Below are 15,350 nucleotides of genomic sequence, written 5' to 3'. Positions count from 1 at the left end.
CGCTTTGGCTTGAGACGCGAAACGTCCATCCAAGCACGGGAGGCGACCATGTTCACCATCACCATCGGGCCCGCACGGCCACGGATGATCGGCAGCAACCGGAAGCGGCCGCTCGACGTGTCCTCGACCATGTTCAGCCTGGCGCGCATCGCGGCCCGGCACGCGCCGACCACGGTCCTCGACGGACAGCAAGGCGTCGCGATGGTTCTCGGCGCCGCATCCGGCAGCGTCGATCTCTTTTAAAGGTGGGCCCGTCATGACCGAAGAACATCGCAACGAATTGCTGGACATGGTGCAGCGCCTGCGCGAGATCGCCGAGCAGCAGCCCAGCGGCCGGCGTCTGGCCATGTACGCCATCGCCACGCACATCGAATACGGTCCGGCCCGCGCGCCTGTCGCCGAGCGGACGGCGCTGGAAGGGCAGGATGCGCATGCACAGGCATGCATCCCGCTCAAGCACTGAGAAAAGGCGACGGCCGGAGCCAGGATACTATCCCACGATATCCCTTTTCCGGCGGATACCTATCCGACGACGAGAGTGGAATGCGTCCTGTACTTCGTCATCGTCGAGTCAGCGGGGACCACGGATGCCCACCGTCACCGCCGCCGGGATGGCCCAACACAGGCTCTCGCACCCCGAACGCGCCGGTCCCGTCCAGCATGGTTTGAAAACGGTCAGGCGAGGAGATATTCGCATGATCGCTGTCTCGCAGTTCTTCGGCTCGACGAACGATCTGGTGGGTGGGCTGACGCAGGCCGTCCGCGACGCCGCTCCCGGCCAGCAGCTGGCCATCAGCCTGGACGGCATCGACTTCCTCAGCATGCCGGATCTGGCGGCGATCCTCAGCGCGGTGCAGACCGCCGAACGCCGCGGCGGCGCGGCGGCGGTTTCCGACCTGTCGCCCGCGCTGGTGTCGCTGCTCGACCTTGCGGGCGTCTCCCTTCCCTGATCCCGCCGCCCTCCTCCACCCGCTAGCGCAAAGGATGCGCCCCATGGCCAAGAATGTTCTCGCGGTCGACGATTCCAAGGTGATGCGCGACATGGTGCGCCTGACGCTGAACAGCGCCGGCTTCTCGGTCCGCGAGGCCGGCGACGGCGTGGAGGCGCTCCAGCGCATCAACGGCGACCCGGTCGACCTCATCATCACCGACGTCAACATGCCCAACATGGACGGGCTGACCTTCGTCCGGCATGTCCGCTCGAAGCCCGGTTTCCAGCGCACCCCGATCCTGATCCTGACCACCGAGGGTGCCGACGGCAAGAAGGCCGAGGGCAAGGCGGCCGGCGCCACCGGCTGGCTGGTGAAGCCCTTCACCCCCGACAAGCTGCTCGACGTCGTCCGCCGCGTCTGCCCCTGAGCGGCCGGCCTCCCGCCGGCATCCGCCCTCCTTTCCGACCGCATGGGAGCCGCAGCCGATGGCGTTCCCCCGGACATCATGGACGAGCTTCGCGCGACCTTCTTCGACGAGTGCAGCGAGTATCTGCTGCGCAACGAGGAGCTGCTCGGCACCCTGCGCGACGGCGCCCGCGACGGCCACCACGAGCACGACACGCTGGACGCCATGCTGGCGGCGCTGCCGATCGGCGGGCGCAACTTCGTGCTGATCGTCAGCCCGGTGTGGAACGACCGCAAGGAGCGGGTCGGCACCGTGGTGGAATGGGCCGACGTCACCGCCCAGAAGGCCATCCAGGAGGAGATCGGCGCCATGGTCCAGGCGGCCTCGCGCGGCGACTTCTTCATGCGGCTCGACCCGGCCGGCAAGAGCCCGTTCCAGCGCGTGCTGGCGGAATCGCTGAACGAGCTGTGCCAGCGCATGGAATCGGCGCTGGAGGACATCGGCCAGCTCTTCAGCGCGCTGGCCGAGGGCGATCTCAACCGCCGCGTCCGCGACGATTACGACGGGCTGCTGAAGCTGCTGTCCACCGACGCCAACACCACGACCGAGCGGCTGTCCGACACCACCCGCAAGATCATGGCCTCCAGCACCGAGGTGGCGGCCGCCGCCGACGAGATCGCCAACGGCGCCGTCGATCTGGCCGAGCGCACCGAGCAGCAGGCCTCCAACCTGGAGGAGACGGCGGCGGCGATGGAGGAGATCGCCTCCACCGTCAAGGCCAACGCCGAGAACGCCCAGCAGGCCAACCAGCTGGCGCTCGGCGCCCGCGACGTCGCTGTGCGCGGCGGCGAGGTGGTGAAGAACGTCGTCGGCGCCATGGGGCAGATCGCCAGCTCCTCGCAGCGCATCTCCGACATCATCGGGGTGATCGACGAGATCGCCTTCCAGACCAACCTGCTGGCGCTGAACGCGGCGGTCGAGGCCGCGCGCGCCGGCGACGCCGGGAAGGGCTTCGCCGTCGTGGCGCAGGAGGTCCGCACGCTGGCCCAGCAGTCGTCGGACGCCGCCAAGGACATCAAGTCGCTGATCCTGGAGAGCAGCGGCCACGTCCGCCAGGGCGTCGACCTGGTGAACAGCGCCGGCGGCCAGCTCGACGAGATCATCACCTCGATCAAGCGCGTCGCCAACATCGTCTCGGAGATCGCCGAGGCCAGCCGCGAGCAGACGGTCGGCATCGACAAGATCAACCGCGCCATCTCCAACATGGACCAGATGACCCAGCAGAACTCCGCCCTGGTGGAGGAGAGCGCCGGCTCGTCGCGCACCCTCCAGGAGAGCGCCGCCGGGCTGCTGACCCTGGTCAGCTTCTTCCGGATCTCCGACGCGCCGGCGCCGGTCCTCAAGGCGGTCCCCGCCGCCCAGCCGGCCACCCAGTCGAGGGGCGTGCGCGGCGAGGCCCCCCGCCGGAGCGAACGCCCGGCAGCGTTGGCCGCCCCGACGGCCGCGCCGGCGGGGGCCATCGCCCAGCTCCCCGGCCGCGCCGCCGGCGCCGGCGCCGGCCAGCGCAACGCCCGCAACATCGACTGGTCGCAGTTCTGAGCCCCCCGCCGCCCCTTCCCCGCCCAGCGGGGGAGGGGCGGCGGGCGCATGACACGTCCCACAACCGCCCCGGAACGGAACGCGATGGCACCGACCGCCTCCCGGCAAGCAGCCTCCCACCCCCCGGCCTCCAGGTCGTCGGCGATTCTCGGCGACGCGGATTTCCGCTACGTCACCGAACTCGCACGGCAGCGGACCGGCATCCAGCTCAACGACGGCAAGCGCGACCTCGTGCAGGCGCGTCTGGTCAAGCGGCTGCGGGTACTCGGGCTGTCCGGCGTCAAGGAGTATGTCGAGCTGCTGCGCTCGCCCAAGGGCGAGGAGGAAATGGTCGGGCTGGTCAACGCGCTGACCACCAACGTCACCGCCTTCTACCGCGAGCGGCACCATTTCGACCATCTGGCCAGCGCGGTGGTCGCCCCCTGGCGCGCGCGGCGGCGGACGGCTGCGGCTGTGGTCGGCTGCCTGCTCCACCGGGGAGGAGCCCTACAGCATGGCGCTCACCCTGCTGAAGACGGCGCCGGATTCCGCCCAGCGCGGCGCCCGCATCCTGGCGACCGACCTCGGCACCACCGCCCCCGACCGCGCCGACGCGGGGCTCTACCGGGGCGGGGCGAGGCGGTGCGCGGCGCGGTGCCCGCCGAGCTGCGCCGTCATTTCGAGCCCTGCGGCCAGGAGCATGTGACGGTCGGGCGCGAGCCGCGGGCCCTGGTGTCCTTCGGCCATCTCAACCTGCTGGAACCCTGGCCGGTCAAGGGACCGTTCGACGCGATCTTCTGCCGGAACGTGAAGATCTATTTCGACCGCGAGACCAAGACCACGCTGTGCGGCCGGCTGGCGGCGCTGCTGCGGCCGGGCGGCTTCCTCTATCTCGGCCATTCGGAATCGCTGCTCGACCGGCGGATCCCGCTGCGTCCGGCCGGCGGCACGATCTACCAGCGCATCGCCCCCGAAGGAGAGAGCTGATGCTGCCCGGCCGATCGCCCGGCACGCCAACGGTTCCGGTCCGCGTTGTGGTGGTGGACGATTCCCCGCTGGTGCGCCGGCTGCTCCGCGCGATCCTCGACACCGACCCGTGCATCGCGGTGGTGGCGACCGCCAGCGACCCGCTTGAGGCCCGCGTGGCGATCAAGGACACCGACCCGGACGTGGTGACGCTCGACATCGAGATGCCCCACATGGACGGGCTGTCCTTCCTGGAAAAGATCATGACCCTGCGGCCGACCCCGGTGGTGGTGATCTCCTCGCTAACGCAGGAGAGGGCGGACGTCACCCTGCGGGCGCTGGAGATGGGGGCGGTGGATTTCGTACCCAAACCGACCGTCGACCTGCGCAGCGGGCTGGAGGATCTGGCCCGCGAGATCACCGACAAGGTGGTGCACGCCGCCTCGGCCAAGCGCCGTCTGGCGCAGCGCGCCTTCGACGGTGGCGCCGGGGCTTGCGGCGCCGGGGGATACGGCGCCGGGCACGTCCCCTGCCGGCCGGCGCCGCTCGGCTTCGCCGCGTCCAACGCGGTGGTCGCCATCGGGGCCTCGACCGGCGGGGTGGAGGCGCTGCGCGAGATCATCGTGACCCTGCCGCCCGACATGCCGGCCACCCTGGTGACCGTCCACATGCCGATGGCCTACACCGCCCGCTTCGCCGCGCGGCTCGACGCGATGAGCGCCGTGCGCGTCAAGGAGGCCGAACAGGGCGAGCGGCTGCGGGCCGGCCACGTCTATGTCGCCCCTGGCGGCCGGCATCTCGAACTGGCGCACGAGGGCGGCGCCTATCTCTGCCGCCCGCACGAGGGCGACAAGGTGCAGGGCCACCGCCCGTCGGTCGACGTCCTGTTCCGCTCCGTCGCCGCGGCGGCGGGCCGGCGCGGCATCGGGGTGATCCTGACCGGGATGGAACGCGACGGGGCGGAGGGGCTGAAGCGGATGCACGAGGAAGGCGCCCGCACCATCGGCCAGGACGAGCGGAGCTGCGTGGTCTACGGCATGCCGCGCATCGCCAGGGAGACGGGCGCGGTCGAGCAGGAGGTGCCGCTGTCGCGCATCACCGCGACGCTGGTCGGGCTGCTGGCGCAGCACGCACCCAAGCAACCGCATCTTTGACGGGGGACGGAAGCATGGACGGCTCTTTCGGACAGGACCGCGCGGCATCCGGCGAGACGGCCGAGGAGCGGCGCCTCACCACGGTCGACCGCGCCATCACCGGGCTGGCCGGCGAAATGGAGAAGACGGCCGCCATCATCGAGGGCGGCGTCACCACGCCGAGCACCGACTTCGAGGAGCTGTCGGCGCTGGCGGTCCGCCAGCCGGCGGTGCTGGAGTGGATCATCGCCGGGACGCGGCGCGTCAGCGTCCAGAGCGAGACGGTCGAGTTCACCGCCATCGCCGACGAACTGGCCGGCACCTGCCGCGACGCCGTGCAGCGGGCCGAGCGGATCGCCGGCAGCGCCCGCAGCATGCTGGCGGTGATCGACGCCTGCGCCGCGACCGTCGCCCAGGTCGAGCGGCTGACCGGCCAGATCGACCAGTTGAACAAGCAGACCGTCATGCTGTCGCTGAACGCCAAGATCGAGGCGTCGCGCGCCGGCGAGCAGGACCGCGGCTTCGGCGTCGTCGCCGACGAGGTGCGCGACCTCTCCCGTTCGATCCACGCGGTGTCCACCGCCATCCGCCAGGCGGTCGGCGACATGGGACGCGACCTGCGCGGCGGCATGGAGACGGTCCGCGGCGTGCTGGCCGACGGCGGCGCGCTGACCGGCCACACGGCGGCGCTCGCCGAATCGGTCGGCCAGTCGGCGGCGATCTCGGCCGACATCGGGCAGGCGGTGCCGCGCATCATCTGCAACCTCCAGTTCCAAGATCATGCCCAGCAGCGAATCCAGAACACGGTCACGGCCTTCGCCCATCTGAGGGCCGCGCTGGCTCCGCTGCATCATGGCGCCGGTGTCGACCGCGCCTGGGCGGAGGGGCTGCTGTCGCAAATCACCTTGGCGGACATGGAGGATGCGTTGAGCCTCGCCCTGCTCGGCAAGGTACGCCACACGGGCGCAAGCGACTCCTTCGAGCTGTTCTGAGCCGGCGGCCAGGGGGGGCCGGCCGGCTGCCGATGACGCGCGCACTGCAAAATAGGCAGATATTTCAGGCACTTGATCACTATGAGCAAGGCTTATGATTGGATGAGAAAGTCCATGACAACGATCTCTGGAGATGGTTGATGATAAAAAACAACCTTCCATTGCGATCATAAATCGTTAACGTTATCAGCGATAAGTTGCCATCCAGAAGGAGCTTGCGGTCGGAGGAACCGATCCAAAGGGGACGTGTCTTGAAGATTCTGGTCGCTGACGATCACCCGCTGTTCCGCGACGCGCTGGAGCTGTCGGTGCGGTTCGAATGGCCGTCCGCCGACATCGTTTTCATCGGATCCCTGGAAGACGGCGCCTTCGGCGAGGTCGATCCGGCCGGCATCGCCTTCGATCTGGTCGTGCTGGACTGGCACATGCCCGGCGTCGGCGACAGCGACCCGATCTCGCGGCTGCGGACGCTCGGCGTGCGCGGCCCGGTCGCCGTCGTCAGCGGCGCCGAACAGCCGGCGATCGTGATGGAAGCCCTGCGCTGCGGCGCCGCCGCCTTCCTGCCCAAGACGACCCCCCATCGCGTGCTGGCCCCCTCCTTGAAGGTGGTGGCCGAAGGCGGCACCGTGCTGCCGATCAAGATCGCCCTGTCGCTGGCCGGCGAAGAGGGGCCGCAGCCGGCGACCGAGAAGGACGAGGCCGGCGACGACGAGACCACCGAACAGGCTTCCCTGACCGACCGCGAGCGCGAGGTGTTCGGCCTGCTGGCCACCGGCGCCACCAACAAGGAGATCGCCCAGCGGCTTGATCTGGCCGAGGTCACCGTCAAGTTCCACACCCGCCGCATCTTCCGCAAGCTGGGCGCGCGCAACCGGGCGGACGCGGTGCGCCGGGCCCAGGAAACCGGCCTGTTCAACGGCGGCCCTCCGTAACGCCCTCCCATCGCCAAGCCTGCCTCGGGCCTCCACGCGGTCGAGCATTCCATGCCCTACTCCCAAGAGACGGCCGTCGCGGCCCCCGACACCCTGTCGAAGCGACTGATCCGGGCCGCCGCCGTGATGGCCATCCTTCTGACGGCCATGGTCCTGCTTGCCGCGCAATGGGCCGGAACCGGCATACGCGACCGGCTGGCGGGCGAACAGGCCCAGGCCCTGGCGCGGGAGGTGCGGGAGCGCGTCGCCGACGCCCGCTCCCGGACCCTGGAGGGAGTCCGTCTGATCGGGCTGGCGGTGGCGGCGCACAACGAGAGCCCCGACGTGCAGCGGGCGGCGCTCGACGAATTGGGCCGCCGCACCATCGCCCGCACGCCGGAGCTGTCGCAGTTCTGGATCGTGCCGCGTCTGGCCGATGCGGGCGAACCTTCCGCCCACGGCGGCCCCGTCGCGGCGCCCGACGCGACGGTCTTCTCCCGGCGCAACGGGCGGATCGAACAGGGGGAGCCGCTCGACGACACCGACCGCGCGCTGATCGAGCGGGCGGCGGAATCCGGACGGGCGCAGGTCCATGGCCTGCGGCCCGATCCCGGCAGCGCCGCCGGCGTCTCCACCCATGTCGAACCCCTGATGATCGACCAGGAGGTCGTCGGGGTCATCGGCTACGACATCGACGCCCTCGACTGGCTGCGCATCGGCGAGTCGGTCGAGCATGCGGTGCCGGGCAACCGTCTGGCGATCCTGACGATGGAAGGCCGCTATGTCTTCGCCGACGACCGGACGCGGATCGGCCAGGAGCCGACCGTCGAGGAGGACGGACGGCCCGGCGACCTCACGGCCGAGGAGGCGCGGGCGCTGCGCGCCGGGGCGCCCTTCTCCGGCATCCGCAACCTGCCCGACGGCGGCGGCACCGTCCACCGCGTCGGGCTGCCGCTGCCCCGGCTGGACAGCGACTACCCGCAATACATCCTGCTGGACGTGCCGCTGCCCGGCCTCGACACCGGCATGCTGCTCTTCGGGCTGGCCACCCTGGTCATCCTCGGCGTCTTCCTGCTCGTTCTGCGCACGCTGGTCCACCGCATGGCGGGGGTGCCGCTGGAGCATCTGCGCACCGCCGTGCGCATGCTCGATTCCGGCAACCACCACATTCCGCTGCCGGCCCACATGCTGGAGCGCGGCGACCAGATCGGCGACATCGCCCGCGCGCTCGACGACCTCCGCCGCTCTGAGGGCGAGCGGCGGGAGCTGCGCGAGATGGTCATCCGCAACGCGCGCGACGTCGAACGCATGATCGCCGCCATCGATTCGACGCCGGACATGATCGTCCTGCTCGACGCCGCCCAGCGCATCCTCTACCTCAACCAGGCCGCCTGCGATCTGGTGGGCGCGCGGGACGCCGACGCCGTGCTCGGCCAGCACATGGAATCGCTGGAGGACCCCGACACCACCCGCCGCCGCACCGAACTGGGAGTCTTCGACGCGCTGGAGCGCGAGGGCTCCTGGGAAGGGGTGATCGAGAATTACCGCACGCCCTTCGGCGTCCGCATCGCGGCGATGGATCTGCGCTTCACCCGCCGGCTCAACGGCGACGTGGTGATCATCGGCCGCGACGTCTCGGCCCGCCTGACCGCCGCCAGCGAGAAGGCCGACCTGGAACGCCGCCTGTCGCAGATGGACAAGATGGACGCGGTCGGCCGGCTGGCCGGCGGCATCGCCCATGATTTCAACAACCTGCTGGGCGCCGTCGCCGGCTACGCCGATTTCCTGTTCTGCGACCTGCCGGCGGGAACCCCGCAGCGCGACTACGCCGGGCGCATCCGCCGGGTGTGCGACCGCGCCAAGGACATGGTCCACCAGATCCTCGCCTTCTCGCGGGCGGGCAACGCCGCCCTGGCCCCCACCCTGCCCGGCCGCATCCTGGAGGACGCGGCGATCCTGCTGCGCTCCGCCATCCCGTCCAGCGTGACGCTGGAGATCGCCGTCCCGGACGAGCTCCCGCGGATGCGGGCGAACGGCACCCAGCTCGTCCAGGTGCTGGTCAACCTCGCCATCAACGCCCGCGACGCGCTGCCCGGCGAGACGGGACGAATCGACGTCGCCGCCCGGCTGTGGAACGGCGACACCGACCCGGCCGGCGACTGCGCCGAGGCCGGCTGGACGGTCCAGAAGGTGCTGCCGACCCGGCTCGGCCAGCCGCACGTCCTGTTCGAGGTCGCCGACAGCGGCGCCGGCATGGACGAGGCGGTGATGACCAAGGCCTTCGATCCCTTCTACACCACCAAGGATCTCGGCGAGGGCACCGGCCTCGGCCTCGCCGTGGTGTTCGGCATCGTCCAGGCGCATGGCGGCGGCCTGGTCGTGTGCAGCCGGCCGGGGGCCGGTTCGGTGATGCGCGTCTTCATCCCGGTCTGCACGGACGCCGTCCCGGCGGAGGAAGCCGACGAGTTCGCCGACGTGGCGCGGCTCCACGCCCGCCGCCGCTGCCGGGTGCTGGTGGTGGACGACGAGGGCGACATGGGCGACATGGTGTCGGTCGGTCTGGAGCGGATCGGCCACGAGGTGGCGGTCTGCGAGGACCCGCGGGACGCCATCGAGGCGTTCGAGGAGGATCCCGACGCCTTCGACCTCGTCATCACCGACCAGACCATGCCGGGCATCAGCGGCATCACCCTGATCCGCCGGCTGAAGGACCGGCGCCCCGACCTGCCCTGCATCCTCTACACCGGCTACAGCCGGATGGTCGACCAGGCCTCGGCGATCGAGGCCGGAGCCGACGCCTTCTTCCTGAAACCGGTGAAGATCTCGACGCTCGCCGAGGCGATCAACCGGCTCCAGGTAGACCGGCCGGGCCGCGCGCCCGCGCTCGAGACGGACGCCCGCGTCGCGGAGTGACGCAGCGCGGACCGGACGGGCGGTGGACGGGACAAGCGGACGCTCACGCCCCCCGGTCGAACCGCAGCCAGACCCGGTTGATGCCGTCCTGCGAATCGAAATGCACCGAGCTGAAGCACTGCCGGATCAGCCACAGTCCCCGCCCGCATTCGGCCATGCCGTCCGGCAGGGTGGCATCGTCGGTGCCGTCGCAGGGAACGGCCGCCCCATCGATGGCCGTTCCGTCGGCGGGGGCGCCGCCACGGTTCAGATCGCCATCGGGCAGCACGCCGTCATCCTCCAGCAGCAGCGTCACCGTCCGGTCGCGCAGCAGGCAGGACAGCCGGATGCTGTGCTCGCCACGCCCCCGGCAGGCGTGCAGCACGACGTTGTTCGCCGCCTCGACCAGCCCGATCTCGACCTTGATGAGATCCTCGTCGCTGAGGACGGGGGCGAGCGCCCGGCAGGCCGCCTCGGCCAGGAGACGGACATTCTCCAGGTCGCTGGCGACCGCCAGGAGGAGCGCCGCCTCGGGCGCCGGCCGGTCGTCACTCGGCGGCAAGGCTGGCGACCGCTTCGTCGACGGTGCCCCGGACCTGAAGCACCTTGTCCATCCGGGTCAGGGCGAACATCGTGCGGACCGCCGGCTGGAGGCCGCAGAGCACCGGCTTGCAGTGATGGTTCACCCGCTTGACCACCGACACCAGGGCGCCGAGCCCGCTGGAGTCGAGGAAGGTCACCCCGGAGAAATCGAAAACCACCCGGCCCGGCTCCTCGGCGAGATGCTGGAGCATCTCCTCCCGGAACCGCACGGCGAGCGCCGCGTCGAGGCGCGGCGCTTCGACGGCGAGCACCAGGACCGAACCGATGGTTTGTGACTTGATCATTGCGCAGGCTCCCTTCTCGTTCTTCTTGGATCGTTCTTCCTTGGCGGAACTCTCTTCGCCGGTCAGCAGACCTCGGCCGCGATGCTCTCACAGGCGACGACCGAGATGTCGTCGTCGAAGCTGTCGCGCTGGTGCCAGCCGCGCAGCTCGGCCTGCAACGTCGCGACCATCCGATCCAGCGGAGCGGAGCGCGTCAGCTCCAGCACCTGGAGCAGCCGCTCCACCCCATAGAGCGACCCGTCGGGCGACGCGCATTCGGTCACCCCATCGGAATAGAAAAACACCCGGTCGCCGGGTGCCAGGGAAATCTCGATGCTCGCGTAATCGGCCTCCTCGAACAGGCCGACCGGAAAGCCGCCGGTGCCGACGACGCGCGGCTTGCCCCGTGCCGGCAGGACGACGGGGGGCGGGTGGCCGGCTTGGCAGATCCGCATCGTCCGGCCGTCGCGGTCGAGCACACCGCAGATCATGGTGAAATAGTCGGTCACGTTGTCGTCGCATTGGAACTGCCGGTTGAGGTCGGCGACGATGGCGTGGGGCGGACGCGGGGTGATCCCGTCCTCCTTGCTGACGAAGGCCTCGACCGTCAGCAGCCGGCACAGCATGACCGACAGGAGCGCGGCGCGGGCGCCATGCCCGGCCACGTCCAGAACATAGAAGCCGACCGAGCCGTCCGGCAGCTCCTGGTAATTGTAGACGTCGCCGGAGATCTCGATCGAGGGGGTCAGGGACGACAGGAAGTGGGCGGCCCCCAGCGTCATCGACGGTTTGGGCAGCAGGCTGCGCTGGGCGCGGGCCGCCGCCTCCATGTCCTCCTGAAAACGGCGGTAGGCGGTGCGCAGCTTCTGGTTGGCCTGGGCCAGCAGCGTGTTGTTGCGCTGCATCCGCTGCTGGAGCGTCAGGATCCGCTCGGCCACCCGCAGGCGGGCCGCCAGGGTCGGCATGTCGACCGGCTTGTTCAGGAAATCGTCGGCGCCGGCCGCCATCGCCTCCAGGAAATTCTCCTGCCCCTGCCGCGCCGTCAGCAGCATCACATGGATGTGGTTGGGGCGCGGCAGGGCGCGGATCCGCTTGCACAGCTCCACCCCCGTGACGCCCGGCATCATCCAGCCGCTGATGACCAGGGAGATGCTCGGGTCGGCGCGCAGGGCCGCGAGGGCCTCCGCGCCGTCCCCGGCAGCCACCACCTCGTAGCCGAGGCGCACGAGGCTGGTGGCCAGCATGTCCCGCATGCACGGGCTGTCGTCGACACACAGAACGCGCAGTTTCCTAAGCATGCAGATAGTTTGCCGCGTTGTGGAGGGGATCGTCCGGCAGCGTCGAGGATACGCCGCCGTCCCCGCTGTTATGGAGGAGGGCGTCGGCGAGCGGCCCCACATCCTGTCCCAGCGCGTTCGCCGCCGCCACCACGCCGTCGTGCCCGCCGTCCAGCAGGCCCAGCACGCCGCTCAGCACCGTTCCGGTGGCCGCGGACGCACCGAGCCCGACATCCAGCGTGATCCCCTGATGACCCAGCGGCATAGCTGGCCCGTCATGGCCGAACAGGTCAATGGCGATGGAGCGGGCTCCCGCGTCGTCCGACGGGTCGAGACGGATGGACCGCAGCACCGACTGGTAGACCGAAGCCGAGGCTTCGCCGCTGAGCGTCAGCGTGTGGTTGGCCGCGTCGTAGCCACCGCCGGTCACCTGGATGCCGGTGCCGGCGATCACCAGATGCCCCGAAGCGTCCGTCTCGGTGTGCAAGCCGCCGAGCGTCAGGCAGTCGCCGTCGTGGAAGCCTGTGCCGAGCGCGATCGTCGCGCCGACGACGATCTGGGTGCCGAGCGCCGACAGCCCGAGCGACGGCGCGACGGCGCGACGGCGAAGCCGGCGGTCAGCGACAGGCCGCCGCCGAAATCGGGCAGCACGCTGACGTGCAACGCCCCGGTGGCCTCCAGCGCCGCGGCTCCGGCGACCTGCGCCGACGCCGTGACCGTCAGGGTGAAGTCGTCGGTGCTGTCGTGCGGCGGCGTCAGCCGCAGCCCGGCGAGCTGGGCCGCCGTCAGCGTCCAGCTCCCGTCGCCGTTGTTCAGCCCGGCCGACAGGCGGGCGCCCGCCGACAGGCCGGCGACCACCACCGACAGCACCTCCGACCCGTCGGTGTCGAGCAGGGCGGCGCCGATGGACAGGCTGGGGTCGTGGCCCTGATGGACCGTGACGTCGGCCACCGTCAGCGACGGCGTGTCGGCCACCGGCTTGACCGTCACCGACAGCGTGCCGCTGGCCGAGGCGGAAGCGGCGGTGCCGTCCTTGGCGGTGGCCGTCACGGTCAGCGCCAGGGTGCCGGCGTAGTTGGCCGGCGGGGTCATGGTCAGCCCCACGAGGTCGGCGGTGGTCAGGGCGTAGGACCCGTTGCCGAGCGGCGTGCCGTGGTTCAGCGTCGCGCCCACCGGCAGGCCGGACACCACCAGGCCGGTGATGCTTTCCGACCCGTCGATGTCGAGCAGGCTGCCGCTGATGTTCAGGCCGATCGCCTGGTCCTCGACGCCGTTGATGGTCGCCCCGACCGACAGGACGGGCAGGTCGGCCACCGGGGTGACGTGGACGGCGATGTCCTTGTTGAGGGTGATCAGGCCGCCGACCAGCTTGACCGAGGCGGTCAGCTGGAAGTCGCCCGAATAATTGGCCGGCATGTTCAGCTTCAGCCCGCTCAGCAGGCTGACGCCGATGTTGTTGGCGCTGATGTTGAGCAGCCCGCCCGACGACAGGGTCGCCCCCGACGGGATGCCGCCGATCGACACCGAGGCGATGCTGCCGAGGTTGAGCCCCAGCAGGGTCGAGCCGAGGTCGAGCCCGACATCCTCCACCCCGTTGAGCGGCACCGCCGAGAGCAGGGCCGCCAGCACCGCCCCGGCGGCCGGGGCGACGGTGACCGCCAGCGTCTTCTGGGTGAAGGCGGTGGCGCCGCCGACCTCCTGCGACACGGCGGTCACCGTGATCGGCAGGGTGCCGGAGAAGCCGTAGGGCGGCTCACCTTCAGGCCGGACAGCTGCGAGGGCAGCACCGTCCAGGTGCCGTCGCCGTTGTCGACGCCGGCCGACAGCACCGCGCCGGCCAGAACCCCGGCGACGACGATCCCCAAGGTCTCGCCCAGCGCCGGGCTGACCAGGGCGCTGCCGATCGCAAGCGCGATGGCATGATCCTCCAGGCCGCTGGCCGAAGCGACGGTCAGGGTCGGTGTGTCGGCGACCGGCGCCACGGTCACGGCGAGCGCCTCGCTGTGGCTGTCCTGAGTGCCGTTGACCGAAGCGGTCGCCGTCACCGTCAGCCCGAAGCTGCCGCTGAAATCATGCGGCGGGGTCAACGTCAGACCGGAAAGCTGGGCGCTGGTGAGAGTCCAGGTGCCGTCGGCGTTGTGCGTGCCGGCGGACAGGGTCGCCCCGGCCGGAACCCCGGCCACGGTGACACTCAGCGTCTCGCCCGGAGCCGCCGCCACGAGACTGCCGGCGATCGACAGGGCGATCGGCTGGTCCTCCAGCCCGACAGCCGCCGTGACGGTCAGCCTCGGCGCGTCGGCGACCGGGGCCACCGCCACGGTGAGCGCCTCGCTGTGGCTGGCCTGGGTGCCGTTCACCGAGGCGGTCGCCGTCACCGTCAGCCCGAGGCTGCCGTTGAAGTCCGCCGGCGGCGTCAAGGTCAGCCCGGAGAGCTGGGTGCCGGTCAGCGTCCAAGTCCTGTCGCCGTTGTTGATGCCGGCCGAGAGCACCGCTCCGGCGGGCACGCCGCTGATCACCACGCTCAGGCTCTCGCCCACCGCCGGAGACACCAACCCGCTGGCGATCGACAGGGCAATCGGCTGGTCCTCCAGCCCGACGGCCGCCGTGACGGTCAGCGTCGGCGCATCCGCCTCGGCCGCCACGGTGCCAGTTGAGCCCGAACCGCTCTCGGTGCCGGTCGAGCCCGAATCGCTCCCGGTGCCAGTCGAGCCCGGGCCGTTCCCACCGGCGGTCGGAACCGCAAGGCTTTCCGTGCCGGTCGAACCTGTGCCGCTCCCCGTGCCGCCTTCGCTGGCGGTCGGGCCCGCCTCGGACACCGCGTCGCGTTCGACGGCGCCCGGAGCGGCGGCGAAGCCGACCGGGCCGCTGCCCGACACCGTCCCCCCGAACCGTCCAGCGCCGCCGAGGTCCCGTCCATTTCCCCCAGGGTCAGGAAGGTCGTCGATGAGTCGCCCGCAACCGGGTTGTTCTCCGGAGCCGGGCCTGCCGGCAGCATGACCGCCGCGTTCGAGGACGACAGGTCCGACGGCGCGACGCCGCTCCCGCCGCCGATTACCGCCGGTGCCGCCGCCTTCTCCACCACCAAGCCGGCGGCCGGGGTGGCGTCATCGTCGATGAAGACCTCGGTCCGGCTGCCGTTGTGCAGGTTGGTCAGGCTCTCGCCCTCGGCGCGCGGCTGGGCGGCCGGCGCCGTGTTCGGACGCTCCAGGGCGTGCAGGCGGCGGAAGCGCTGATCGTCGGCCTGGGCCTGGGCGGCTTCCCGCACCGCCGCCTGAGCCGCCGCCGCGGATGAAGAGGAGGCGTTGCCGGAAGCGGAAGAAGACGGGGCGGCTTTCGGATCGGTCTCGGCCATGGCGAAAATCCTGTGCGGGGGAAGCGGCGGGGAGGCCGTGGAGGG

The 15,350-nt window shown here is 70.9% G+C and carries 17 protein-coding genes; 10 read left to right on the top strand and 7 right to left on the bottom strand.

The window, feature by feature from the left end; genetic code table 11:
* Positions 1 to 48 precede the first annotated feature (48 nt).
* The 10 genes from JN22_RS31535 (at position 49) to JN22_RS31485 (ending at position 9,831) form a co-directional block, all read left to right on the top strand.
* Entirely contained in the window at positions 49 to 243 is a 195-nt protein-coding gene (locus JN22_RS31535; RefSeq protein ID WP_085557854.1) for a hypothetical protein, read from the top strand.
* Between the two features lie 13 nt (positions 244 to 256).
* Positions 257 to 463, top strand: coding sequence for a hypothetical protein (locus JN22_RS31530; protein WP_085557853.1), 207 nt, complete (start codon positions 257 to 259; stop codon positions 461 to 463).
* Positions 464 to 695: 232 nt separating this feature from the next.
* Positions 696 to 950, top strand: a complete 255-nt coding sequence (locus JN22_RS31525) for an STAS domain-containing protein (protein WP_085557852.1) — start codon at positions 696 to 698, stop codon at positions 948 to 950.
* A gap of 43 nt (positions 951 to 993) precedes the next feature.
* Positions 994 to 1,359, top strand: a complete 366-nt coding sequence (locus tag JN22_RS31520) for a response regulator (protein WP_085557851.1) — start codon at positions 994 to 996, stop codon at positions 1,357 to 1,359.
* A gap of 78 nt (positions 1,360 to 1,437) precedes the next feature.
* A complete protein-coding gene (locus tag JN22_RS31515) occupies positions 1,438 to 2,937 on the top strand; it encodes a methyl-accepting chemotaxis protein (protein ID WP_143268950.1) in 1,500 nt (499 codons plus the stop codon).
* An 84-nt stretch (positions 2,938 to 3,021) separates the two neighbouring features.
* Positions 3,022 to 3,903, top strand: coding sequence for a CheR family methyltransferase (locus tag JN22_RS35480; protein ID WP_179166324.1), 882 nt, complete (start codon positions 3,022 to 3,024; stop codon positions 3,901 to 3,903).
* On the top strand, positions 3,903 to 5,036 hold the full coding sequence (locus JN22_RS31500) for a protein-glutamate methylesterase/protein-glutamine glutaminase (RefSeq protein WP_085557848.1): 1,134 nt from the start codon (positions 3,903 to 3,905) through the stop codon (positions 5,034 to 5,036). The genes JN22_RS35480 and JN22_RS31500 overlap by 1 nt, the downstream gene beginning before the upstream one ends.
* Positions 5,037 to 5,050: 14 nt before the next feature.
* Positions 5,051 to 6,007, top strand: a complete 957-nt coding sequence (locus tag JN22_RS31495) for a methyl-accepting chemotaxis protein (protein WP_085557847.1) — start codon at positions 5,051 to 5,053, stop codon at positions 6,005 to 6,007.
* 251 nt (positions 6,008 to 6,258) lie between these two features.
* Positions 6,259 to 6,939, top strand: coding sequence for a LuxR C-terminal-related transcriptional regulator (locus JN22_RS31490; RefSeq protein ID WP_085557846.1), 681 nt, complete (start codon positions 6,259 to 6,261; stop codon positions 6,937 to 6,939).
* Between the two features lie 51 nt (positions 6,940 to 6,990).
* Positions 6,991 to 9,831, top strand: a complete 2,841-nt coding sequence (locus JN22_RS31485) for a hybrid sensor histidine kinase/response regulator (protein ID WP_085557845.1) — start codon at positions 6,991 to 6,993, stop codon at positions 9,829 to 9,831.
* A gap of 43 nt (positions 9,832 to 9,874) precedes the next feature.
* Here JN22_RS31485 and JN22_RS31480 read toward each other — a convergent pair whose 3' ends face one another.
* The 7 genes from JN22_RS31480 to JN22_RS31450 all read right to left on the bottom strand — a co-directional run bounded on the left by JN22_RS31480 (position 9,875) and on the right by JN22_RS31450 (position 15,305).
* Positions 9,875 to 10,372: an ATP-binding protein gene (locus JN22_RS31480; protein ID WP_085557844.1), complete on the bottom strand. Its 498-nt coding sequence runs from the start codon at positions 10,370 to 10,372 to the stop codon at positions 9,875 to 9,877.
* Positions 10,359 to 10,697, bottom strand: a complete 339-nt coding sequence (locus JN22_RS31475; protein WP_085557843.1) for an STAS domain-containing protein — start codon at positions 10,695 to 10,697, stop codon at positions 10,359 to 10,361. Before JN22_RS31475 ends, JN22_RS31480 begins: the two co-directional genes overlap by 14 nt.
* A gap of 62 nt (positions 10,698 to 10,759) precedes the next feature.
* Positions 10,760 to 11,974, bottom strand: a complete 1,215-nt coding sequence (locus JN22_RS31470) for a PP2C family protein-serine/threonine phosphatase (RefSeq protein ID WP_223677997.1) — start codon at positions 11,972 to 11,974, stop codon at positions 10,760 to 10,762.
* Complete coding sequence (locus tag JN22_RS31465) at positions 11,967 to 12,440, bottom strand: hypothetical protein (RefSeq protein ID WP_085557841.1); 474 nt, start codon at positions 12,438 to 12,440, stop codon at positions 11,967 to 11,969. The genes JN22_RS31470 and JN22_RS31465 overlap by 8 nt, the downstream gene beginning before the upstream one ends.
* 11 nt (positions 12,441 to 12,451) lie before the next feature.
* Positions 12,452 to 13,660 carry an Ig-like domain-containing protein gene (locus JN22_RS35290; protein WP_143268948.1) on the bottom strand — a complete coding sequence of 403 codons (1,209 nt, stop codon included), beginning with the start codon at positions 13,658 to 13,660 and terminating at the stop codon, positions 12,452 to 12,454.
* Positions 13,661 to 13,665: 5 nt separating this feature from the next.
* On the bottom strand, positions 13,666 to 14,595 hold the full coding sequence (locus JN22_RS31455) for a hypothetical protein (RefSeq protein WP_143268946.1): 930 nt from the start codon (positions 14,593 to 14,595) through the stop codon (positions 13,666 to 13,668).
* Positions 14,565 to 15,305, bottom strand: coding sequence for a hypothetical protein (locus JN22_RS31450; RefSeq protein WP_143268940.1), 741 nt, complete (start codon positions 15,303 to 15,305; stop codon positions 14,565 to 14,567). The genes JN22_RS31455 and JN22_RS31450 overlap by 31 nt, the downstream gene beginning before the upstream one ends.
* Between the last annotated feature and the right edge of the window lie 45 nt (positions 15,306 to 15,350).

Origin of the sequence: Azospirillum agricola, assembly GCF_020005195.1 — a bacterium.
Lineage (GTDB): Bacteria > Pseudomonadota > Alphaproteobacteria > Azospirillales > Azospirillaceae > Azospirillum > Azospirillum agricola.
This window is presented reverse-complemented; position numbering and strand designations above follow the sequence as displayed.